Source organism: Fusobacterium perfoetens ATCC 29250, assembly GCF_000622245.1.
Classification (GTDB): domain Bacteria; phylum Fusobacteriota; class Fusobacteriia; order Fusobacteriales; family Fusobacteriaceae; genus Fusobacterium_B; species Fusobacterium_B perfoetens.
Genome location: NZ_KK211417.1, coordinates 51844 through 75285 on the forward strand (window position 1 = coordinate 51844; position 23442 = coordinate 75285).

Here is a 23442-nt window from a genome sequence, read left to right on the forward strand (position 1 = left end):
TTATGGCTGAATTAAAAGGACGTTCATTAATTGCTTCTCGTTGTGCTAAGTTTTTTAAAGACGGAGATTTTGTAAATCTAGGAATCGGAGTTCCTTTAATGTGTGTTAACTATCTACCTAAAGGTGTTGATATATGGCTTGAAGCTGAAATTGGTACTGTAGGTAGTGGACCTTCTCCTAGTTGGGATGAAGCTGATATAGATATTATTGATGCTGGTGGTATGCCTGCTTCTGTAATTCCTGGTGGAAGTATTTACGACCATACTACAGGATTTGGATTTATTCGTGGTGGACATATTGATATAGCTGTTCTTGGAACACTTCAAGTTGACCAAGAAGGAAATATAGCAAACTGGACAATTCCTGGAAAATTAGTTCCTGGTATGGGTGGAGCTATGGATTTATGCTCTGGTGTAAAACGTATAATTGTTGCTACAGAACATTGTGAAAAAAATGGTTCCTCTAAGATTTTGAAAAAATGTACATTACCTTTAACAGGAAAAAATTGTGTAACTGATATTGTAACTGAAAGATGTTATTTTCAAGTTACACCAGAAGGATTAGTTCTTAAAGAGTTAGCTCCTGGATATACTGTTGAAGATATTCTAGCTTGTACTGAAGCAAAAGTTATAGTTCCTGATGAAATTGGAGTTATGGAATAATTAAATTATAAAATAAATTGAAAAAATAGAGGTGTTGTAAAATTAATTACAACATCTCTATTTTTATATAGAAATTTATTTTAATAATCTTAAAATAAATTTCCAAAAATTTTGCTCTTTTCTACTCATCTAATTCAACACAAGCTTTTTCAAATTCTTTTTGGCTTTCTTGAAACTTTTTCTCTTTATATGGAAAATTTTTATCAAAATTTTCCATTTCTTCTTCTGTAGCTTCTAAATCTTTAGAAAATTTTGGATAACCTGATATATTTTTCAACGCATCTTCATAAAGTGGTAATACCAATAACCCTTTATAAAATTTTCCATCTTCCATATAAATATTATATTTTTTTCCTCCTAAAAATCCATATGTTTCATAGTGATATGGATAACCTAAAGTTATAATTGCTCTATATCCCATTTCTTTTGCTTTCTCAATAGTATAAGTTATTAATTTTCTTCCTAAACCTTGTCTATGAAATTTTGGAGATATAAATACAGGTCCAAAAGATATAACTTCATATTCTTCTTGATTTTTTCCTATGATTTTTGAGTTAGAATAAAAAATTCCTCCCTCTACTTGATTATCTACTTCTATTACATAAGTTAAATCTTTTATAAAATCTTGTGATTTACGAATTTTATTTACTATAACATGTTCTTTAGCTCCTGGAAAATATAAATTCCAAAATGCTTCTCTTGCTATTTCCTCTACTCTTCTATAATCTTTTTCTTCTTCTTTTCTTATAACTATATTCATACTAATAACCTCTTCTCTTTTGTTTATCTTTGATAAAATTTCTAACTTTTTTCATTCCACCAATCTCTTTAAACATATGATCTAATTTTTGTTTTTCCAATTCTTTTCCTCTTAGACCATCATAGGAATTTTCTCTTTTTATTTTAAAATAATTTTCAACTCTTCTCTTATCTAAAGTTCCCAATTCAATAGCTTTTCTTACTTGACACCCTGGTTCATTAGTATGAGTACAATCTGAAAAACGACATTTTTTTATCAATTCTTCTATATCATCATAATATTTATCCAAATTTATATCTCTTACTCCTATTTCTCTCATTCCTGGAGTATCAATGATAACTCCACCATATAAGCTTATTACCATTTCTCTATTAGTTGTTGTATGTTTTCCTTTATCATTCTTTCCTATCTCTTGAGTTAATAAAATTTCTTCTCCAATTAATTCATTAATTAAAGTTGTTTTACCTACTCCTGAAGAACCTATAAAAGCAACTGTTTGATTTTTAGCTAAAAATTTTTTAAATTTCTCTTTATTATTTTCTTTATTGCTTGTTAATATAATATCAGAAAAAGCTGAAATTGATTCTACCTCTTTTATTTTTTCTTGAATACTTTCACACAAATCAGATTTTGTTAAAACTATTACAGGGATTGCACCACTATCCCAAGCTATTGATAAATATCTTTCTAATCTATTCAAATTATAGTTTTCATTTAAGGACATACATATAAATACAGTATCTATATTTGCTACTATCCCCTGTTTATCATCTTTTTTCTCATTTGAAGAACGAAAAAATACACTTTTTCTTGATAAAATTTTATTAATAATAACATTCCCTTGATTTTTAGAAACTAAAACATAATCTCCTACTAAGGGCAATTTTAAACTCTCATCTATTTCATATCTTAATTTTCCAGATAATTCTGCTAATTTTTCTCCGTTCTCTAAACTAACTTTGTACATCCCTTTATATTGTGCAATTACTCTTCCTAGCTCAAATTCTGGAAAACTTTTAGCTTCTATAATATAATTTTCTTTTACACCATAATCTTGTAATTTATTCAATTTTTCCTCTTAAATTTTCAATTATTTTACTTTATTATAATAAGGAGGTTTTATTTTTTTAGTTATTTTCCACCTCCTTTTTTATTACACTCTCTAATACACCTTTATTTTTTAACATAATTCATCAACTCCTTTCATATTATTTTCATAATTTAATTAATTTTTTTATTCTTTTAAATATTTTAAAAGAAATTATTATTTAAAATATATTATTCCTATATTTCTATCTTTAGATTTATCTCTTCTAAAAGAGTGAAATCTTTTATTTCCATAAGTACATTCTTCACAATAAATTAAATTTTCTTTTAATATTCCATTTTTTATAAGATTTTCTATATTAAAAAAAAGATTATCAAAATGCCATTTTCCATTTATTTTTATAAAAGTTTTATTTACTAAATCTTCTGAAAATTTATTTTTAAAATTTTCATAAAATTCCTCTCCCACTTCATAATTTTTACAACTTATACCTATTCCCACTCCCACTAAAACATCTTCTCTTTTAGAATTATAATTTTTTTCCATAAGTTCTAAAGCTCTTATTCCAATCTCTTGAAAAGTTCCCTTCCAACCTGAATGACATATACCAATTACAAAATTTTTAGTATCATAAAAATATATTGGTAAACAATCAGCATGTTTTGTTATAAGAATTATATTTTTTCTTTTAGTAATAAAACCATCTACATTTTCATAAAAATAATCTTTTGTATCTTCCTTTATATCTATTATTTTATCTGTATGACCTTGTTTTGCAAAAACTACTATTTTATCTTTAACACCAAATTTTTCAAAAAAATTTTTTTTATTTTCTTCTGTATTACCTAAAAAATTTTTTATATCTCCTATTTCTTTAGTTGTAAAAAAAGCATCTACTTCATATTTCTCAAATTCTTCTATCTGAAAATATTTTCCTTTATCTTTAAACATATTTTTCTCCTTAACTAAATTCTAATTTATTATAACATTTTTCAAAAAATAAAAAAAGAAGTCTAATTTCTTAGACTTCAATTAATTTATTATTCTACTGCTGCTGTCACAACTATTTCTACTAATAATTCTTTTTCAGCAAGTGCTGCTTCTACACAAGCTCTAGCTGGAGCAAATCCAGGTTCTACCCAATTATCCCAAACTTCATTCATCTCATCAAAATAACTAATATCTTTTAAATAAATAGTAGCCATAAGAATTTTTGTTTTATCAGAACCAATCTCTTTTAAAACTCTTTCAATATTTTCTAAAGCTTCTCTTGTTTGAGTCTGAACATCCTTTTTTCCTTCATTTTCTTCAAAACAACATTGTCCACAAAGATAAGCTACTCCATTATAAATAACTGCTTCACTTAATCTTTTTCCAACATTATATCTTTTTATCATATTTATTCCCTCCTTAGTTTTTCTTTTGCTTTAATAATATTTAATAAAATTTTTTACTAGAAAAATTTAAAAATTCCAGCTCCTGCCCCTACATAAGGAGTTACTTTTACTGGATGTTTTTTATCAAAAGTAAGTCCTACATTTACTCCAGCCCCTGCTCCAGCTCTTACTGAAGTACAACTAATAAATATCATAACCATTAATATTAAAAAAATAATTCTTTTTATATTTCTCATCATAGGAATTTCCTCCTAAAAATTTTCTAATCACTAATAAGTATACATTATTCTATAAAATAAATAAAGAGATTTATTTTATTTTATAAAAAAATTTTGTTAGAATAAAGTCAAAATAAAAGAAGACTAGAAATTCTAGCCTTCTATTTTTTATTAGTTTTCAAAAAACTTTTTCATGTCCTCTTCTACTGTTGTGATTCCACCAATTCCAAAATTTTCAACTAAAACTTTTGTAACATTTGGTGATAAAAATGCTGGTAATGTTGGCCCTAAATGAATATTTTTTACACCTAAATATAATAAAGCTAATAATACTATTACTGCCTTTTGTTCATACCAAGCAATATTATATATGATAGGTAATTGATTTATATCTTCTAATCCAAAAACTTCTTTTAATTTCAGAGCTATTACTGCTAATGAATAAGAATCATTACATTGTCCAGCATCTAAAACTCTTGGAATTCCTCCAATATCTCCTAAATCTAATTTATTATATTTATATTTTGCACAACCAGCTGTTAAAATAACTGTATCTTTTGGTAAGGCTTTGGCAAATTCTGTATAATAATCCCTTGATTTCATTCTTCCATCACAACCAGCCATTACCACAAATTTCTTTATAGCTCCTGATTTTACAGCTTCAACAACTTTATCAGCTAATGCCAATACTTGATTATGAGCAAACCCTCCAACAATTTCTCCTGTTTCTATCTCTGTTGGTGGTAAAGATTTTTTCGCTAACTCTATTACTTCTGAAAAATCTTTTACTCCATTTTCATTTTCTTTTATTCTTTTCCATCCTGGATATCCAGCAGCATTTGTTGTAAATACTTTATCAACATATGAAGAATTTTGTGTTGGTGGTACAATACAATTTGTTGTAAATACTATTGGCCCATTAAATTTTTCAAATTCTTCTTTTTGTTTCCACCAAGCATTTCCATAATTTCCTACAAGATGAGAATATTTTTTTAATTCTGGATAATAATGTCCTGGTAACATTTCTGAGTGAGTATATATATCTATGCCACTATCTTTACTTTGTTCTAATAATTGTCTTAAATCATTTAAGTCATGTCCACTAATAAGTATCCCAGGTTTATTTCCAACTCCTATATTAACTTTTGTTATTTGAGGATTTCCAAAAGTAGAAGTATTTGCTTCATCTAATAAAGCCATTACTTTTACTCCATAATTTCCACATTCTAATACAAGATTTGTTAACTCCTCTACTGTTAAATTATCATCTATTGTAGATAATAAAGCTTTCTCTATAAATGAAAAGATTTCCTCATTTACTTTTCCTAAATTCATAGCATGTTCAGCATAAGCTCCCATTCCCTTTAGTCCATAAGTTAAAAGTTCTCTCAAAGATTTTATATCTTCATTTTCTGTTCTTAAAACTCCAACTTCTTTTCTTTTAGAATACTCTAATATTTCAGAAGTCATTTCTAAATTCCAATTTGAAATTTCCTCTCCATATTTTTTTACACTTTCAATTTCTTCATCAGATAATAATTTTTTTAATTCTTCTCTTAATTTTATTCCTTTTTTTATCTCTTCAATAATAACTACATCATCAAAATTAGCATTAGTAATAGTTATAAATAAAGAATTTATTAAATATCTATTTACTATTTTTTCTAATAATTCTTGTCCATTTTCTTTTTTTCTAACTATTGAACTAAAAATTGCCACACCTTTTACTGTATATATTAATAAATCTTGAAGATTTGCTGTTTCAGGTTTCTTTCCACAAACTCCTACCATTATACAACCTTTACATCCAGCTGTTTCTTGACATTGATAACAAAACATTTTATTTTCCATCTACTCCTCCTCTAACTTTTTTTATATTATAACCTTTATATCTATTCTAGTATGTTGCACAAGCAACATTTATTTATGATATAATATTTTTAAGAAAATTTATTAGGAGGATATATGAAAGAAAAAATAGAATTTTTAAAAAAATTACCTCTTTTTTTTAATCTAAATGATGAAGAAATATTAAAAGTTTTAAAATTTTTTAATGGTTATGAAAAAAAATTTTCAAAAAACAATTTTGTTTTTGAAATTGGAAAACCTATTGATAAAATTGGAATTATTTTATCAGGTGAAATAAATATTATAAAAGAAGATTATTGGGGAAATAGAAATATTTTAAATAAATTTATCAAAGGAAATATTTTTGGAGAAGTTTTTGCTATTTCAAAATCTTTACCTTTAAATATTGCTGTGGAAACTTCTTGTGAAACTACAATTTTATTTTTAGATTTTTCTAATTTTTCTTTAAATTTAACTTGTATAGATATTGAAATAAATAAATTTCTATCAAATATTTTTGCAATTTCCCTTAAGAAAAATATTTTACTTACAGAAAAAATAGAACATATTACAAAAAAATCTATAAGAGAAAAAATATTATCTTATCTCTCTACTATGGCTCTCAAAAAAAATTCAAATAATTTTGATATACCTTTTGATAGACAAGAGTTAGCTGACTATCTTTCAGTTGAAAGAAGTGCTCTTTCGAGAGAACTTAGTTCTATGAAAAAAGATGGAATTATTGATTATAAGAAAAATAATTTTATTTTACATAAATAAAAATTGTTGCAACAGCAACATATTTTTTAAAATTTTTATATTATAATTATAATGTAAAATATATTTAGGGAGGAAAAATATGATTCGTAAAATAATAAAAATAGATGAAAATAAATGTGATGGGTGTGGAGCTTGTGTCAATGCTTGTCATGAGGGAGCTATTGGTTTAGTAAATGGAAAAGCTAAACTTTTAAGAGATGATTATTGTGATGGATTAGGAGATTGTTTACCATCTTGTCATACAGGAGCTATAACTTTTGAAGAAAGAGAGGCTCTTCCATATGATGAGGCTGCTGTTTTATCAAATATGGCTAAGAAAAATTCAAATAATTGTTCTAATGGTGGGTGTCCTGGAAGTCAAAGTAAAGTTATAAATCATCATATCGGTTGTCCTAGTTCAAATTCTAAAAAAATAGAAATAGAAACTGATAACAATCAAAATTTTGAAGAAGGAGTTTTAAAAAGTAAATTACAACAATGGCCTGTTCAAATAAAATTAGTACCTATTAATGCTCCTTATTTTGAAAATTCTAATCTTCTTATAGCTGCTGATTGTACAGCCTTTGCTTATGGAAATTTTCACAATGAATTTATTAAAAATCGTATAACTTTAATTGGTTGTCCAAAATTAGATTCTGGTGATTATGAAGAAAAATTAACTGCTATAATAAAAAATAATAATATAAAATCTTTAACAATTGTTAGAATGGAAGTTCCTTGTTGTGGGGGTATTGAAAGAGCTGCTGTAAATGCTTTAAAAAATAGTGGTAAATTTATCCCTTGGCAAGTTATCACAATTTCTATTGATGGAAAAAAATTAGATATTTAAAAATAAAAAAATCAGGATAGAATTTAATCTAACCTGATTTTTATTTTTATTATCTAGAAAATATATCAGCAATACGATATAAATCTAAAATATTATTTCTTTTTGTTCCTTCCCAAGCATAAGAAATAGGGTGAGTAACTACATCTCCACGTTCAACTCCAACCATTACTCCACCTTCTCCAGCTTCTAATAATTCAACAGCTTTTACAGCCATTTGAGTAGCTAACATTCTATCTCTTCCACTAGGAGTTCCTCCTCTTTGGATATGACCTAAAATAACTGTTCTTACTTCTGTTGTAACTTTTTCTTTTAATTCTTTTTCTACATCAAATATATTTCCTACACCTTCAGCTACAAGAACTATATCATGTAATCTTCCAGTATTTCTTCTTTGTTTTATTTGGAAAGCAAGCATCTCAATAGAATTTTCTACTTCTGGTATTAAGATTCCATCTCCTCCACCACAAATACAAGAGTGAACAGCTAAGTCGCCAGCTCTTCTTCCCATAACTTCTACAAGAATTGTTCTTTCATGAGAAGTAGCTGTATCTCTTAATTTAGAAATTGCATCTAATATTGTATTTAAACAAGTATCAAATCCTATAGTATAATCAGTTCCAATGATATCATTATCTATTGTTCCTGGAAGTCCAACTACTTTTATTCCATGTTCTTTACTTAAAAGATCTGCTCCTCTATAAGAACCATCTCCTCCTATTACTATAAGCCCCTCAATTCCTCTTCTTTTTAAATTTTCAGCTGCTATTGCTCTATATTTAGGGTCTTTAAATTCTGGACATCTTGCTGTTAAAAGAGCTGTTCCTCCTTTTTCAATTATTCCAGATAAGAAACGACTATCTATTAGGAAAATTTCATCCATTAACATTCCATGATATCCTCTTCTTATACCATAAACTTCCATTCCTTTATATTGAGCCATTTTTACTGCAGCTCTAATAGCTGTATTCATACCAGGTGCGTCTCCACCACTTGTTAAAATAGCTATCCTTCTCATTATTACCTCCCTAAAAAATTTATAATAATTTAATTTTTTTCCTCATTATTTTCTATTTGTGATGTTTTTTCAGTAATTTCTTCATCTACTTCTTCTAAGAAAAAACCAATTTTTCTAAATTTATTATATCTATTTTTTAGTAAAGTATCTATATTTATTTTCTTTAATTCACTAATTGATGAGATAACAGCATTTTTTAGGTTAATTTGTGCGCATAAAATATCTCTATGAGCTCCACCTAATGGTTCTGGAATTATATCATCTATAATTCCTAATTTTTTTAGATTTTGAGCTGATATTTTTAAATTATTAGCTGCTTTTTCAGCTAAAGCTCCATTTTTAAATAATATTGCTGCACATCCTTCTGGAGAAATTACTGAATAAATAGAATGTTCCAACATGAAAACTTTATCAGCTACTGCTAAGGCTAAAGCTCCTCCACTTCCTCCTTCTCCAATAATAACAGAAATAATAGGAACTCTAAATCCCATCATTTTCATAAGATTTCTTGCTATAGCTTCTCCTTGACCTCTTTCTTCTGCTTCAATTCCAGGAAAAGCTCCAGCTGTATCTACTAAAGTAAGAATTGGAATATTAAATCTTTGAGCTATTCTCATAAGTCTTAAAGCTTTTCTATAACCTTCTGGATTTGCCATTCCAAAATTTCTACGAATTTTTTCATTTATATCTTTACCTTTTTGATGACCAATAACAACAAATTTTTGTCCCTCAATTTTACAAAGTCCACCTATAATAGCAGGGTCATCTCCATAAAGTCTATCACCATGTAATTCAACAAAATCTTCTGTTATTCCTCTAATATAATCTAAAGTATTTGGTCTATTTGGATGTCTTGCTATTGAAACCTTATCCCAATCCGTTAAATTAGAATAAATTTCTTTTATTTTTTCTCTATACAATTCTTTTTGTTTTTCAATTTCTTCTGTTAAATCTACTTCTTTATTCTTTGCAAATTCTTCAAGTTCTTTTATTTTTTCTTCTATCTCTAAAAGTTCTTTTTCAAAATCCACTTTTACCCTCCTAAAAATTAAACTAAGTTACTTAAAACTTTAGCTACAATATCTTTCATTTCTTCTCTTTTACTAATTATGTCTAACATTCCATGTTGAAGTAAAAACTCACTTGTTTGGAATCCTTTAGGAAGTTTTTGTTTGATAGTTTGCTCTATAACTCTTTGTCCAGCAAAACCAATTAAAGCTTTTGGCTCTGTTATTATTACATCACCTAACATAGCAAAAGAAGCTGTAACTCCTCCTGTTGTTGGATTTACTGGAATAGAAATATATGGAATTCCAGCTTTTTTTAAACGATAAACAGCAGCTGATGTTTTGGCCATTTGCATTAATGAAACAATTCCTTCGTACATTCTAGCTCCTCCTGAACTAGAAACAACTATGGCTGGTATTCTCATTTCTAAAGCTCTTTCTAAAGCTCTAGTAATTTTTTCTCCAACAACAGAACCCATACTTCCACCTAAAAAGTCAAAATCCATAACAGCAATACTTACTTTTATTCCTTTAATTTCTCCAATACCAGAAACAACAGCCTCATTCATTCCTGTTTTTCCTTCAGCTTTTTCTACTTTTGATTTATAACCTTCAAATCCTAAAAAATCTTCTGTTTGTAAATTTGCATCTTCTTCTATAAAAGTTCCACCATCAATTAATAAGTTTATTCTTTCTCTAGCACTCATTCTATAATAATATCCACAACTAGGACATCTATAAAGATTTCTTCCTATATCTTTCTTAAGTACTATCTCACCACACTCAGGACATTTTTCCCAAAGTTCTGAAGCTTCTTCGGTGATACCACTTTTCTTTTTATCATTTTCAAGCATTTTACTTTCATCTATTTCGTCTTTTACTGTTAAAGTTGCATACTTTTTCTTTCTTAAAGAAAAAAATCTCATTTTCTCCTCCTTATATTCAATAAAATATTATTTTTCACAAATAATTATAAAAGCCATTCTATTTATTTTATAAAATTTTAAAAAAATTTTCAATAATTATTTGCATTAATCTTTGTTTTGATATAAAATGAATATAAAAAATGAATAAACTTAAATCTTATAATTTAGATAAAATTTTTTACTTTTTTGTTTAGTGAAATATAAAAAAAATATAATATTACATATGTTAGGAGGAATTAAAATGAAAAAAACTATGTTTATTCTACTTGCAACTACTCTAATTGGATGTAGTGGATTACAAAATTTCTCTACAAATCCCAATAATTTATCTGTAATTTGTAAAGAAAAAATAGCTAATAATGTGGATATGTCTAGGGAGATTTATGGTATTGGAAAGGCTAAAATTTCATCATCAGGTCAATTTGTAGTTGAAGGAAAGGCTAGAGAAGCAGCTTTAAATCAAATAAAAGCTAAAATTTCAGCTGAAGTAGAAAAAAGTTTCCAACAACAAATGAATTTAGTAGATAATTATTCTAAGAGAATTTATAACAATTCTATAAAAGAATTAAAAGATTATACTACTAATGTATTAGTTGGAAATGTTGTTGAAAAAGAATCTTTTGTAGCTGATGGATACTTATACATAATAGTAACAACTTCTTTAGAGGATATTTTTAAACAATCAAAATTTACTTTTATTGAATTTACTAGTGATTTAATAAAAAGATTAGAAGCTATAAAATCTAATGTAACTAATATGGAATATGTTGCACCTTTAGAAACTTTAAATGTTACTCCAATAGAAAATGAAAAAGGAGAGGACACATTAAAATTAGATGAAGAACTTATCCTTAAATAATATAAAAAAATACTTTATCCTTTCACTTTTTCTTTTAACTGCTTGTACTAATACAGAAAAACTTTATAAGAATAATCAATATAGAATTTCTACAGTAAATGAAAATGGAAATGGTTATGTATTAAACCTTTATTTTAATAAAACTAGCATAAAAGATATTTTTAAAGTTTCTTCTAATAATATAGATGGTGAATATAAAGAATTTTATCCTTCTGGAAAATTAAAATATTTAATAAATTACAAAGAAGGAAATCAGGAAGGAATTGCTAAAAAATATTATGAAAATGGAAAGTTAGCTTTAGAGGGATTTTTTATAGATGATTTACCTAATGGTAAATTTACTTATTATTTTGATAATGGGAATATTTCTAAAATTGAAAATTATCACAATGGATATTTAGATGGTGAATATATAGAATATTATGAAAATAATAAAATAAAAATAAAAGTTTCATATTCTGATGGTTATAAAATAGGTGATTATTTTTCTTACTATGAAAATGGAAAGTTAAAAGAAACTGGAAAATATGTAGCAGGAAAAAGAAATGGAATATGGAAATATTATAATGAAAATGGAAAATTAATCTCTAAAAATGATTATGCTGATAAAGGTTATATTAGAATAGAATAATAAAAAAGACTATTGTGAAAATTTAACACAGTAGTCTTTTTTATTAAATTTATTTTTGACTTTTTCCTATTGTTATTATTGTAAACACTAAAATAACTGCACCTATAAATTGTTGTCCTGTTAGTAATCTTCCATTAAAAATATAATCAAACACAACTGATGATATTGGAAAAGCTAGTTCACAAATAGTGGCTACACTGGCATCTATATATCTAAGTCCTCTATAATAAATCATAATTGCCATACTACCACTTGTAAGCATTATAGTTATAAAAATCAACCATTGAAATGAAGTTACTCTTGTAAAATATACTAAATCTCCTTTAAATAAAGTTATTATAAAGGTAATTATACTTGTAAAAAGAAATCTTGTATATAATGCTGTTCTAAAAGAAGAATTAGTTAAAATTCTCTTTCCAAAAGCAGTAGAACTTCCAAACGAAAAAGCAGCAAGTAAAGCCAATAAACTAGCTGATAATATATTTCCACTTCCACTTGAATGAGGTAAAGCAAATTCAAATGTCATTATATATCCACCAATCATAGCTAAAAATGTTAAAAAGAAAAAGTTCTTACTCAATTTTTCTTTTAAAATAATTCTAGCTAAAATTAAAGCAAATATAGGCTGAGTTTTTTGTAATAAAGTTACAACTGTTAAATGTTGAAAATTTACTAAAAATAGAGCCTTTACTATAGAAATTGTTCCTAAAGAACCCCCAAATAATCCTATACAAAAATAATAAAAAATATCTTTTTTAGGTAATTTTTTTATATTTTTTATTTCCTCTTTTCCAAAAAAACAACTCATAAAAAGAAAAGGGATAAAATGTAGAATAAAAACTACAAAGGGAACACTTAATTGATGTAATCTAGGAGTTAAAACAATTCCATCAAATCCCCAAAGAGAAGCAGCAAAACATACTAATCCCGCTCCTAAATATTTTTTGTTTTTCACTTTTCTCTCCTTCTAAAATAAACTAATTTGATTTGTATCGCTTAGATTTTTTACTGCATTAAGAGTTTTTAATTTATCTAAAACAGTAGTTGACATTTTTGTTCTTCTTTTTAAATCTTCATAAGAAATAAATTTTTCAATATTTCTTTCAGCTATAATATTTTCTACTACACTTGCTCCTAATCCAGATATTCCCATTAATGGAACTCTTATTTTTCCATCCTCTATTGTAAATCTAAATCCTTCTGATTTATATAAATCAATTCCTAAAAATTCAAACCCTCTAGCATACATCTCTAAAACAATTTCACATATAGCCATCTGTGTTTTTTTCTTAACATCAAGTTTGGGCTCTTTATTAAGTTCTTCTAATTTTGCTTTTGCTAATTCCTTACTTCCCATCATTTCAAAATCAAAATCCTCCATCTTACGAGTAAGATAAGCTGCATAAAAAGCCAATGGATAGTGAATTTTAAAATAAGCTATTCTCATAGCCATCATAACATAAGCCACAGCATGTCCTTTAGGGAACATATATTTTATTCTTTTACAAGATTCTATATACCACTCTTTTACATTTTTTTCTTTCATCATATTTGAGAATTTTTCCCAATTCTCAGGTTCTTTAGATGGTTTTCCTTTTCTTACAAACTCCATTATTTTGAAAGCTGTAACTTTTTCCATTCCACTATCTATTAAATAGTTCATAATGTCGTCTCTTACTGTAATAACTTCTGATAGGGTTGCTGTTCCCTCACGAATAAATTCTTGAGCATTATTAAGCCAAACATCTGTTCCATGAGAAAGTCCAGAAATTCTAACAAGTTCAGCAAAAGTTTTTGGTAAAGTATCTTCCAACATTTGTCTTACAAATCCTGTACCAAACTCTGGAACTCCATAAGTTCCTACAACAGAGCCAATCTCTTCAGGAGTAACTCCTAAAACTTCTGTTCCTGAAAATATTTTTAAAGTTTCAGGGTCAGCAATAGGAATATCATAAACATTTACCCCTGTATATTCTTGTAACATTTTTATAGTTGTCGGGTCATCATGCCCTAGTATATCTAATTTTACTAATTGTTCATCCATAACATGGTAATCAAAATGAGTAGTAATAGAATCATTTTGCATATCATTAGCTGGATGTTGTATTGGACAAAAATCAAAAACTTCTTTATATTTAGGAACTATAACCATTCCACCTGGATGTTGTCCTGTTGTTTTTTTAGCTCCCTCTACCTTTGAAGCTTTTCTAATAATTTCTGCTTTTGAAATATTCAAATGATGGTCTTCATAATATTTTTTTACATAACCAATGGCGTTTTTATCAGCTAAAGTTGATATTGTTCCAGCCTTAAAGACATTAGATTTTCCGAATAATTCTTCACAATATCTATGAATTTCTGATTGATATTCCCCTGAAAAGTTTAAGTCGATATCTGGAACCTTATCTCCATCAAATCCCATGAAAACTTCAAATGGAATTGAATGTCCATCTCTTTTTAAAGGTTTACCACATTTTGGACAATTTTTTTCCGGTAAGTCAACTCCAGCTCCCTCTTTTTCAATAAATTCTGAATATTTACAATTTGGGTCTGTACAAATATAATGAGGATATAGAGCATTAACCTCTGTAATTCCCATCATAAAAGCAACTAACGAAGAACCAACTGAACCTCTTGACCCTACTAAATATCCATTATCCAAAGATTTTTTAACCAATTTTTGAGCTGATAAATATAAAACTGAAAATCCATGTCCTATAATAGCTTTTAACTCTCTTTCAAGACGAGCTGAAACTATTTCTGGAAGAGGGTCTCCATAAATTCTATGAGCTTTTTCATAAGTCATTTCTCTAACTATATTTTCTGCATTATCAAGCTCTGGTGGATAAAATCCATCTGGTATAGGTTGAACTTTTTCTATTTCATTAGAAATTTTATTTGTATTTGTAATAACTATTTCATGAGCTATATCTTCTCCTAAATAAGAAAACTCTTTTAATAGCTCATCAGTAGTTCTGAAATAAAATCCATTATCAATAGTATATTGTCTTTCGTTAAATACATTTCCACTACCATATAATAAAATACTTCTTATATCTTTTTCTTCTCTTTCAAGATAATGAACATTAGAACTTCCTGTTACTAACTTATTATGTCTTTTAGCTAAATCATAAAGATATTTGTTCATTTCTTCTATAGCTTTATAAGACATTATTCTATTAGTTCCATCTTCTTCTATAAATTCATTATAATTTTCTTTTGGAAGAAGTTCTACATAATCATAAAAATCAACAGCTTTCTCCATCTCTTTAAAATTATAATCAAGATAGTTTATAGCAAGTTCTCCATTATTCATAAAATGAACTGTGTTACATGCACCTACAAATATTCCATCTCTATGAGCTAAAATTTCTGATTTCTTAACTCTTGGCTTTTTATTTCCAAAATTATCTTTATGAGCAAATGACACAAGTTTATAAATATTTTTTAATCCAACTAAATTTTTAGCAAGAACTATAATATTTATAGTATCTTGTTTTTGAATATTTATAGGAAAAGTTCCATTTATTTCTGAAACTTTTTTTACACCTTTTTCATAATATTTTTCAAGGAAAATTTTAAACATTCCAGCAGTTGCTTGTGAGTCATCAACTGCTCTATGGTGACTTTCTAAAGCAACTCCTAATTTTTTTGTAAGATGACCTAATCCATAACCTTTTAAATCTGGAAATATATCCCTTGCCATTTGAAGAGTATCTATAACACTCGGGTCATAATCAATATTTAGAATTTTTTTACAATCTCTTCTTATAAAACTCATATCAAATTTAGCATTATGAGCTACCATTGTAGAATTACCAACAAATTCCATAAATTCTGGTAATACTACTTCTATAGGTTCAGCACTTTCTAACATTCCTTCTGTTATATTTGTTAAATTCTTAATTTTCTCAGGAACAGCTCGTTTAGGCTTTACAAATTTAGAAAACTTATCAACAATTCTTGTGCCTTCCATTTTTATAGCACCAATTTCTATAATTTCATGTTCATGAGAATTAAGCCCTGTTGTTTCTAAGTCAAAAACTACAAAGTTTTCATTTTCTATAGGAATATCTTTTGGGTTATTAATCATCTGTTTAGTATCATCTACCATATACATTTCACAACCTAAAATAACCTTAAAATTCTCATCTTTTTTAGTTTGCTTAAATGCAAAAGGGAAGGTATGAACTACAGAATAGTCTGTAATTGCCATACTTGTATGTCCATAAGATTTAGCTCTTTTTATTAAATCTCCTATCTCTGTAACTCCAACCATCTCACTCATTTTACTATGAGTATGTAGCTCCACCATCTTTTCTTCAGAAGTATCTTCTTTTGAAGTTTTAGTTTTTTCCATTTTATTAAGTGAAGATACTAATAATATTTCTTCATTTTCATTAAATGTATCTATTTGTTTTCTTCCACTTACTTTTATAAAATCTCCAACTTTAACTTCCAAATTTTCATCTGGTTTTACAAACATTTTTGTAGTAACAGAATTTTTATTGTCTGTTATTCTCATAACATAAAGAAGATTTCCTGTTTTTAATTCTTTTTTCTCAAAATTAAAAACTTCCCCTTCTATAACACAAATATCATTATCAAAAATTTCTGAAAATTCATCTATAGATATAGATTTTCCTTTAATTTCCTTAGTTTTTCTAAAAGCTACAGCATTAAATTTCTTTTCATTATTTTGATTATTATTTTCCTCTTTTGGAGCTTGAGAATTTTTTTCATTTTCACTATCTAATTTTTGGCTTAAAGTTATAATTTTATTTTCTTTTTCTTTTTCAATTTCACTTATCTCTTTAGAAAAATCTCCAGGAACAAAAGATATTTTAAAATCATTTATTCCAAATTCAGATAATAAAGTTTCTAATTTTAAATTTATTTTTGATTCATATAAAGTAGCTATTGCCATATCATTTTTTAATTCTATATAGATATTTTTTTCTTCTACTCTGACTCTATAAAGAAATAAAAAAGATTTTGAAACAGCATTTCTAAGTTTTAATTTTTCTATTGCTTTTTCTATAATTTCAGTTAAAATTTTTTGAGTAATTTGTAGATTTTCATATTCTATATTAAATTCTACAGAAAGACTCTCTCCAAACTTTTTTTGTAAATCTGTTGTTACTATATCTGTTTCACCTAAAAAAGTTGGGTCTTTTAACTGGCAACTTATTTTTAATTTTTTATATAATTCTTCATATACAATTTCTTTTACCAGTAAATTTTTAGCTCCAACACTATGGAAAAAGTCTGGTCTAGATTTAATTAAAATCTTTCTACTCATTTATAAACCTCTTTAAATTATTTCTCACCTAAAATTCTATCTAATATAATTGCCACTGCAGCACGAACAGATAAATGATTGTATTTTGTAGTTCCTCTTATTGGTTCTAATATAAAATCAGACATATCCATAACTTCTTTTATTAATCCCCAACCTGTTCCAAATAAGAAAAGATATGGTTTATCGTCTGTAAATATTTTTTCAGATAAAGCTGGATAACTAATTGAATTTGGGAAAATATGAGCTGATGTTGTTATTATAATAGGTCTTTCCCCCTCTACTTCCTCTATATGTTTTATAGTTTCCTCTATTGATTCTCTAACTCTTGTATTTACAAAAGCTGATTCTCTATCTTTATTATATTCTCCACCACTTCCATCTTGCCAATATCCTATAATTCTTTCAGTAAGTTGTTTTTGAGCATCTAATGGAACAATTAAATCATATTCTTTAACATTATAAGTTCTACAAGTTCTTGAAATATCATGTATATCAAAATTTGTAACTGAAGTACAAACAACAGATTTATTTTTATTGTAAACAGGATAATGAACTAATCCTAAATATATTTTATCTCTCATTTTTATATCTCCTAATTTTTATTTTCTTTTAATTCTTTTAACATTTCATTAAAAAGTTTTTTCTCTGTTTTATCCAGAATTTTTTTCTCTAACAAATCAGGTCTTCTTAAATATGTTCTCTTTAAACTTTCTTTTATTCTCCACTCTCTTATTTTTTTATGATTTCCAGAAGTTAAAACTTCAGGAACTTTAAGTCCCATATATTCTGCTGGTCTAGTATATTGTGGATAATCTAAAAGTCCATTAAAAAAAGAATCATTTTCGTAAGAAGCTTTTGTAATAACTCCAGGAATAAGTCTTGAAATAGCATCTACTATTACCATAGCTGGAAGCTCTCCACCTGTAAGTACAAAATCTCCAATAGAAATTTCCATATCTACTTTTTCTTCTACAACTCTTTCATCTATTCCTTCATAGTGTCCTGCTATAATTGTTATTTCTTCTTCCTCTTTTAATTTAAGAGCTACTTCTTGATTAAAAACAACTCCTTGAGGTGATGTATAAATCACTTTTCCGCCTACAGTTTCTAAAGCGCGAAAAAGAGGTTCTGGTTTCATAACCATTCCCCCTTCTCCTCCAAATGGAATATCATCAGCTTGTTTATGTTTGTCAAAACAAAAATCTCTTATATTCACTATATTAATTTCTATTAATTGATTTTTGATAGCTCTTCCTATTATACTTTGAGTTTTAAACCCTTGAAATAATTCTGGAAATAAAGTTAAAATATTTATTTTCATTTAAACCTCATAATTTATTTTTGATAATATACATATTATTTTATTTGCTTTTCTTCTAACATTCCTTCCCAAAGCTCAACAATAATTTTTTTATTTTCAAAATCAATCTCTTTTATAAATGTATCTATATTTGGAATTAAAGCTTCAGTTTCATCACTTTCTACAACTAAAATTTCATGAGCTGCTGTATCAAAAACTTCTGTAACTTTTCCTATATTTTTATCCTCTAATGTGATAACTTCCATACCTAATAAATCTTGTAAAAGATATTCATCTTCCTCAAGACCAAGTACCATTCTATTAACTTTTATTATAGAATTTTGCAGTAAATTTCCTTGAGTTTTATTTTCAATCTCTTCAAATTCCAATATAAATTTATCTCCTACTAAAGGTGATATTTTTTTCACAGTAAAAATATTTTTTTCTCCATTTGGTTTTTCTACAAGAACTTTTTCTCCAATAAGGTCTTCTTCCTCACCAATATTTATATTAGCTTTTAAAGCTCCTTTTAAATGATGAGTTCCTGTTATTTTACCAATAATTACTAATTCTTCCATATTTCACCTAATCTAAAAATTCTACATTTACATTTAATTTATCTTTTACTCCAGCACCTTGCATAACTCCTCTTATTGCATTAGCTGTAAGTCCATTTTTTCCAATAACTCTTCCCATTTCTCCTTGAGCAACATTAACTTTAAAAATAACTGTATCATCTATTACTTCATAAGTTATTCTAATTGCTTCTTCTGTTTCTACTAAATTTTTTAATATATATTTTAATAAATTTTCTAATTTTTCCATCTATACCTCCTAACTTTTTATAGTTGTCCTTTCCATTTTCCCTCTTCTAAAATTTCAGCAACAACATATTTATTTCCTAAATCTAAAATAATTTTTTTTAAATCATCTTTAAAATCATTAGTTGTTATAATAGTAAGTAATCCTTCTTTTGGACTAGTAGTTCTAACTACTCCAAGGCCTTCATAAGCTTCTATAATTTTATTTATAAAATCAATATCTTCTCTTCTACTTTTTACAATAAATTCATAACTTTCCATAAGTTTTCTCCTATTTATTTTCCAATAATTTAGCCAACGCAATAAATTCTTCAATAGTAATATTTTCAGCTCTTTCATTAAAAGGAATTCCTAAAATTTCTAGTTTTTCTTGAATAATATTTTTAGGAATACCTAAAGTTGATAAGTTATTAACAATATTTTTTCTCTTATTAGAAAAAGCAGCTTTCACATATTTAAAAAATAATTCTTCACTTATTTGTTTTTCATATTTCTTATCTTCATGAAATTTTATAGAAATAAATCCTGAATCAATTTTAGGAATAGGAGTAAAAAATTCTTTTGGAATAGTAAACAAATAAGACGCTTCTCCAAAATATTCAATAGCTAAAGTTAAAACACTTCTTTCTTTCCCAGAAATAGCAGATACTCTCTCTCCTACTTCTTTTTGTACCATAAGATATACTTCTTTAATTTTATCTCTATGTTCTATAAGTTTATTTATAATAGGAGAAGTTATATAATAAGGAATATTAGCAACAACTTTTGTATTTTCTCCTATAATTTTATCTAAATCTGTTTCTAAAATATCTCCCATATGAAGATTGAACTTTGGATTTGAATCAAATTTTTTTCTAAGTATTTTTTCAAGGTCTGTATCAATTTCTACACAATTAACTTTTTTAGATTTTTCAAGTAAAAGCTCTGTTAAAGCTCCTTCTCCAGGCCCAATTTCTAAAATTTCATCTTCTGAATTTACATTAGAAACTTCCATTATTTTTTCTAATATTGTATTTTGGTCGTTTAAAAAGTTTTGTCCATATTTTTTCTTATGTTTAAATGACATATTATTTATTTTCCTTATCTAAAGTAAGTTTTCCTACATACGAAAGATTTCTATACTTTTCTGCATAGTCTAATCCAAATCCTATAACAAATTCATCTGGAATTTCAAAACCTACATACTCAGCTTTTACATCTATTTTTCTTCTACTTGGTTTATCTAATAATGTACATACTTTTACAGAATTAGGTCTTTTCTTTGCCATAAATTCTTTTACATTTGCAATAGTTAAACCTGTATCAACAATATCTTCTACTAATAATACATCTTTTCCTGTAACTTCTTCATCTACATCTTTTAAAATTTTTACAACTCCTGTAGAATCAGTTCCTTTTCCATAACTAGATACTTTCATAAAATCAATACTTAAATCCATATCTATAGCTCTTATTAAATCAGATATAAATACTACTGACCCCTTTAATAATCCAACACAAACTAATTCTTTTCCTTGATAATCTTCTTTTATTCTTTTTCCAAGTTCAATAATACGATTTTCCAATTGCTCTTTAGAGATTAAAATATCTATTTTGTTACTCATTATTCCTCCTAAAAATTATAAAATCAACATAAAATATTTTATCATTTTACCTATATTTTATCAAGAATAAATTATTTTTATTTTATAAATATTTGTCAAATATTTCTTTTTTTTCTAGTTATTTATTGATATTTTATTTCGTTTATGTTATCATTTTATAATAAGTATTTTTTATTTTCTTAGGAGGATTAATGAAAAAAAAAATAATAGTTGTAGCTAGTTGTGTAATTTCTATTATGGCTACAATATATTTCTTGGGATATTTAACTTTAGATTGGTATTTTAATAAAAATTTCTATTATACCCCTAATCTTATAGGACTTACACCAGAGGAAGTAAACGTCTTAGCTGATAAAGATATAATTGATATAAAAGTTGTTGGAAAAGATTTTTCTAAATTTCCAGAGGGACAAATTTTTATGCAAGATCCTGTTGAAAGACATATAATAAAAAAGGGAAGAACTATAAAAGTTTGGGTTAGTATGGGAGAAAATTATTTTGAAGTTCCTGATTTTGAAGGACAACAACTTTTTACTGTAAAAAAATTACTTGAAGAAAAAAGAATAAAAATTAATAGTATCGCTAGAACCGATTCTCCTTTATCATATAATTGTATTGTTGCTACTAATCCAGGAAAAGGAGAGTATGTAAATGTTAAAGATGGAATTTCTTTATTAGTTAGTAGTCGTTCACTGAACAAAGTAGTAAAAGTTCCTGATATTTCTGGTTATACTCTTGTTGAAGCTGAAAAACTTTTAAAAGATAATTCTATTTTTATTGGAAAAATTGAAAAAATAAAAGTAGAAGGACTAGAACCAAATATAGTAGTTGATACAAGTATTGGGGCTAACAGTAGAATTTCAGCAGGTTCTACTATAAATATTACTGTTACTGAATAAATTTTAGGAGATGATCTTATCAAAGGGAAGGTTATAAATAAAATACAAGGATTTTATTATGTAAAATCTGAAGAAAATGTTTATGAATGTAAATTAAGAGGAATTTTAAAAAGAAAAGAAAAAAAAGAAAATTGTGTTGTAGGAGATATTGTAGAAATTTCTGAAGATAATTCAATTATAGAAGTTTATCCTAGAAAAAATATGATAAATAGGCCCTTAGTTTCTAATATTGATTATCTTGTAATTCAATTTGCAGGAAAAGACCCAGAAGTTGACTTAGATAGATTAAATACATTATTACTTAATAGCATTTACTACAAAATAAATCCAATTGTAATTATTAACAAAATAGATTTACTTACAGAAGAAGAAATAGCAAACTTAAAAGAAAGATTAAAATTTTTAGACTCAGTAGACATTCCTATGTTTTTTGTTTCCACTTATAAAAACATAGGAGTTGAAGAAGTTAAAAATTTTATAAAAGATAAAACTGTGGCATTTGGTGGTCCTAGTGGTGTTGGAAAATCTAGTATTCTAAATATGTTACAGAATGAAGAAAATTTAACAGTTGGAGAAACTAGTAAAAAATTAAAAGCTGGTAAACACACTACTAGAGATTCCAAATTGATTCCATCTAATTGTGGAGGGTATGTCATAGATACTCCGGGATTTTCATCTATAGATTTACCACCTATAAAAGATTTTACAGAACTTATCTCTCTTTTTAAAGAATTTGATTTTCAAGAGGGAGAATATTGTAAATTTTTAGATTGCCATCATATTAGTGAGCCTGGATGTCTAATAAAAGAAAAAGTAGAAAAGGGAAAAATTTTTAAAGAAAGATATAATTTTTATAAAAAAGTCTATGAAAAATTAAAAAATGAAAGGTGGAATAATTATGAAAGATATTAAAATAGCACCATCTATTTTGTCAGCAGATTTTAGTAAATTAGGTGAAGAAGTTATTAGTATAGATAAAGCTGGAGCTGATTGGGTTCATATAGATGTAATGGATGGTATTTTTGTACCAAATATTACTTTTGGACCTCCTGTAATAAAATCTATAAGAAATAAAACTAAGTTACCATTTGATGTACATTTAATGATAACACAACCAGAAAGATATATTGAAGATTTTGTAAAAGCTGGAGCTGATTTAATAGTAGTTCATGCTGAATCTACAATACATTTACATAGAGTTATTCAACAAATTAAATCTTATGGAGTCAAAGCTGGGGTTTCTCTAAATCCATCTACATCTCCTGAAGTTTTAAAATATATTATAAATGATATTGATTTAGTTCTAGTTATGAGTGTAAATCCAGGATTTGGAGGACAAAGTTTTATAGAAAGTTCTATTGATAAAATAAAAGAAATTAGAAAAATGAGTGAAACTATTGATATTGAAGTTGATGGTGGAATAAATGATAAAACTATAAAAAAATGTATTGAAGCAGGGGCTAATGTTTTTGTAGCTGGTTCTTATGTTTTTGGTGGAAATTATGAAGAAAGAATTAAAAGTTTAAAATAGGGGGG

At 26.5% G+C, this 23442-nt stretch carries 26 protein-coding genes; 8 read left to right on the forward strand and 18 right to left on the reverse strand.

Annotation, left to right across the window (positions count from 1 at the left end):
• Positions 1-2 precede the first annotated feature (2 nt).
• On the forward strand, positions 3-662 hold the full coding sequence (locus T364_RS0109860; RefSeq protein ID WP_027129449.1) for a CoA transferase subunit B: 660 nt from the start codon (positions 3-5) through the stop codon (positions 660-662).
• A 121-nt stretch (positions 663-783) separates the two neighbouring features.
• Here the strand turns inward: T364_RS0109860 and T364_RS0109865 are convergent, their stop codons facing one another.
• The 6 genes from T364_RS0109865 to hcp all read right to left on the reverse strand — a co-directional run bounded on the left by T364_RS0109865 (position 784) and on the right by hcp (position 5936).
• Entirely contained in the window at positions 784-1422 is a 639-nt protein-coding gene (locus T364_RS0109865) for a GNAT family N-acetyltransferase (RefSeq protein WP_027129450.1), read from the reverse strand.
• Between the two features lies 1 nt (position 1423).
• Positions 1424-2491, reverse strand: coding sequence for a ribosome small subunit-dependent GTPase A (gene rsgA, locus T364_RS0109870; RefSeq protein WP_027129451.1), 1068 nt, complete (start codon positions 2489-2491; stop codon positions 1424-1426).
• A gap of 195 nt (positions 2492-2686) precedes the next feature.
• Positions 2687-3421 (reverse strand): peptidoglycan editing factor PgeF, encoded by a 735-nt coding sequence (gene pgeF, locus T364_RS0109875; protein ID WP_027129452.1) that lies wholly within the window; start codon positions 3419-3421, stop codon positions 2687-2689.
• A gap of 89 nt (positions 3422-3510) precedes the next feature.
• A complete protein-coding gene (locus T364_RS0109880; RefSeq protein ID WP_027129453.1) occupies positions 3511-3867 on the reverse strand; it encodes a RidA family protein in 357 nt (118 codons plus the stop codon).
• A gap of 56 nt (positions 3868-3923) precedes the next feature.
• The gene (locus T364_RS0109885) at positions 3924-4106 is read right to left on the reverse strand and encodes a hypothetical protein (protein WP_027129454.1); all 183 of its coding nucleotides are present in this window, start codon (positions 4104-4106) and stop codon (positions 3924-3926) included.
• 150 nt (positions 4107-4256) lie between these two features.
• Positions 4257-5936, reverse strand: coding sequence for a hydroxylamine reductase (gene hcp, locus T364_RS0109890; protein ID WP_027129455.1), 1680 nt, complete (start codon positions 5934-5936; stop codon positions 4257-4259).
• A gap of 114 nt (positions 5937-6050) precedes the next feature.
• Here hcp and T364_RS0109895 point away from each other — a divergent pair, with 114 nt between their 5' ends.
• The gene (locus T364_RS0109895) at positions 6051-6713 is read left to right on the forward strand and encodes a Crp/Fnr family transcriptional regulator (protein ID WP_027129456.1); all 663 of its coding nucleotides are present in this window, start codon (positions 6051-6053) and stop codon (positions 6711-6713) included.
• A 79-nt stretch (positions 6714-6792) separates the two neighbouring features.
• A complete protein-coding gene (locus T364_RS0109900; RefSeq protein WP_027129457.1) occupies positions 6793-7542 on the forward strand; it encodes an ATP-binding protein in 750 nt (249 codons plus the stop codon).
• A 49-nt stretch (positions 7543-7591) separates the two neighbouring features.
• Here T364_RS0109900 and pfkA read toward each other — a convergent pair whose 3' ends face one another.
• The 3 genes from pfkA to accD are packed head-to-tail and all read right to left on the reverse strand — an operon-like array spanning position 7592 to position 10490.
• Positions 7592-8557 carry a 6-phosphofructokinase gene (gene pfkA / locus T364_RS0109905; RefSeq protein WP_027129458.1) on the reverse strand — a complete coding sequence of 322 codons (966 nt, stop codon included), beginning with the start codon at positions 8555-8557 and terminating at the stop codon, positions 7592-7594.
• A gap of 29 nt (positions 8558-8586) precedes the next feature.
• Entirely contained in the window at positions 8587-9588 is a 1002-nt protein-coding gene (locus tag T364_RS10890; protein WP_051532732.1) for an acetyl-CoA carboxylase carboxyltransferase subunit alpha, read from the reverse strand.
• Positions 9589-9605: 17 nt separating this feature from the next.
• Positions 9606-10490 (reverse strand): acetyl-CoA carboxylase, carboxyltransferase subunit beta, encoded by an 885-nt coding sequence (gene accD, locus T364_RS0109915; RefSeq protein WP_027129459.1) that lies wholly within the window; start codon positions 10488-10490, stop codon positions 9606-9608.
• Between the two features lie 241 nt (positions 10491-10731).
• Here accD and T364_RS0109920 point away from each other — a divergent pair, with 241 nt between their 5' ends.
• On the forward strand, positions 10732-11349 hold the full coding sequence (locus tag T364_RS0109920) for an LPP20 family lipoprotein (RefSeq protein ID WP_027129460.1): 618 nt from the start codon (positions 10732-10734) through the stop codon (positions 11347-11349).
• A complete protein-coding gene (locus tag T364_RS0109925) occupies positions 11327-11980 on the forward strand; it encodes a toxin-antitoxin system YwqK family antitoxin (protein WP_027129461.1) in 654 nt (217 codons plus the stop codon). Before T364_RS0109920 ends, T364_RS0109925 begins: the two co-directional genes overlap by 23 nt.
• Before the next feature lie 49 nt (positions 11981-12029).
• Here the strand turns inward: T364_RS0109925 and T364_RS0109930 are convergent, their stop codons facing one another.
• The 9 genes from T364_RS0109930 to hpt are packed head-to-tail and all read right to left on the reverse strand — an operon-like array spanning position 12030 to position 21007.
• The gene (locus tag T364_RS0109930; RefSeq protein WP_027129462.1) at positions 12030-12935 is read right to left on the reverse strand and encodes a DMT family transporter; all 906 of its coding nucleotides are present in this window, start codon (positions 12933-12935) and stop codon (positions 12030-12032) included.
• A gap of 12 nt (positions 12936-12947) precedes the next feature.
• Complete coding sequence (locus T364_RS0109935) at positions 12948-17282, reverse strand: PolC-type DNA polymerase III (protein ID WP_027129463.1); 4335 nt, start codon at positions 17280-17282, stop codon at positions 12948-12950.
• Between the two features lie 17 nt (positions 17283-17299).
• Entirely contained in the window at positions 17300-17863 is a 564-nt protein-coding gene (locus T364_RS0109940) for an RNA methyltransferase (RefSeq protein WP_027129464.1), read from the reverse strand.
• Positions 17864-17874: 11 nt separating this feature from the next.
• Entirely contained in the window at positions 17875-18603 is a 729-nt protein-coding gene (gene trmD / locus T364_RS0109945; protein ID WP_027129465.1) for a tRNA (guanosine(37)-N1)-methyltransferase TrmD, read from the reverse strand.
• A 35-nt stretch (positions 18604-18638) separates the two neighbouring features.
• Entirely contained in the window at positions 18639-19160 is a 522-nt protein-coding gene (gene rimM, locus T364_RS0109950; RefSeq protein ID WP_027129466.1) for a ribosome maturation factor RimM, read from the reverse strand.
• 7 nt (positions 19161-19167) lie between these two features.
• Positions 19168-19407 (reverse strand): KH domain-containing protein, encoded by a 240-nt coding sequence (locus T364_RS0109955; RefSeq protein ID WP_027129467.1) that lies wholly within the window; start codon positions 19405-19407, stop codon positions 19168-19170.
• Between the two features lie 17 nt (positions 19408-19424).
• A complete protein-coding gene (locus tag T364_RS0109960; RefSeq protein WP_027129468.1) occupies positions 19425-19664 on the reverse strand; it encodes a DUF4911 domain-containing protein in 240 nt (79 codons plus the stop codon).
• Positions 19665-19674: 10 nt separating this feature from the next.
• Positions 19675-20469, reverse strand: a complete 795-nt coding sequence (gene rsmA, locus T364_RS0109965; protein WP_027129469.1) for a 16S rRNA (adenine(1518)-N(6)/adenine(1519)-N(6))-dimethyltransferase RsmA — start codon at positions 20467-20469, stop codon at positions 19675-19677.
• A gap of 1 nt (position 20470) precedes the next feature.
• Positions 20471-21007 carry a hypoxanthine phosphoribosyltransferase gene (gene hpt / locus T364_RS0109970; protein WP_027129470.1) on the reverse strand — a complete coding sequence of 179 codons (537 nt, stop codon included), beginning with the start codon at positions 21005-21007 and terminating at the stop codon, positions 20471-20473.
• Positions 21008-21198: 191 nt separating this feature from the next.
• On the opposite strand from hpt, the gene T364_RS0109975 reads away from it, so the two are divergent.
• From T364_RS0109975 to rpe, 3 genes are read left to right on the forward strand one after another with little or no spacing between them, the layout of a single operon-like run.
• Positions 21199-21906: a PASTA domain-containing protein gene (locus T364_RS0109975; RefSeq protein ID WP_027129471.1), complete on the forward strand. Its 708-nt coding sequence runs from the start codon at positions 21199-21201 to the stop codon at positions 21904-21906.
• Positions 21907-21939: 33 nt separating this feature from the next.
• Positions 21940-22818: a ribosome small subunit-dependent GTPase A gene (gene rsgA, locus T364_RS0109980; RefSeq protein WP_081775712.1), complete on the forward strand. Its 879-nt coding sequence runs from the start codon at positions 21940-21942 to the stop codon at positions 22816-22818.
• Positions 22802-23437 carry a ribulose-phosphate 3-epimerase gene (gene rpe, locus T364_RS0109985; protein ID WP_027129473.1) on the forward strand — a complete coding sequence of 212 codons (636 nt, stop codon included), beginning with the start codon at positions 22802-22804 and terminating at the stop codon, positions 23435-23437. Before rsgA (T364_RS0109980) ends, rpe begins: the two co-directional genes overlap by 17 nt.
• The last annotated feature ends 5 nt before the right edge of the window (positions 23438-23442 follow it).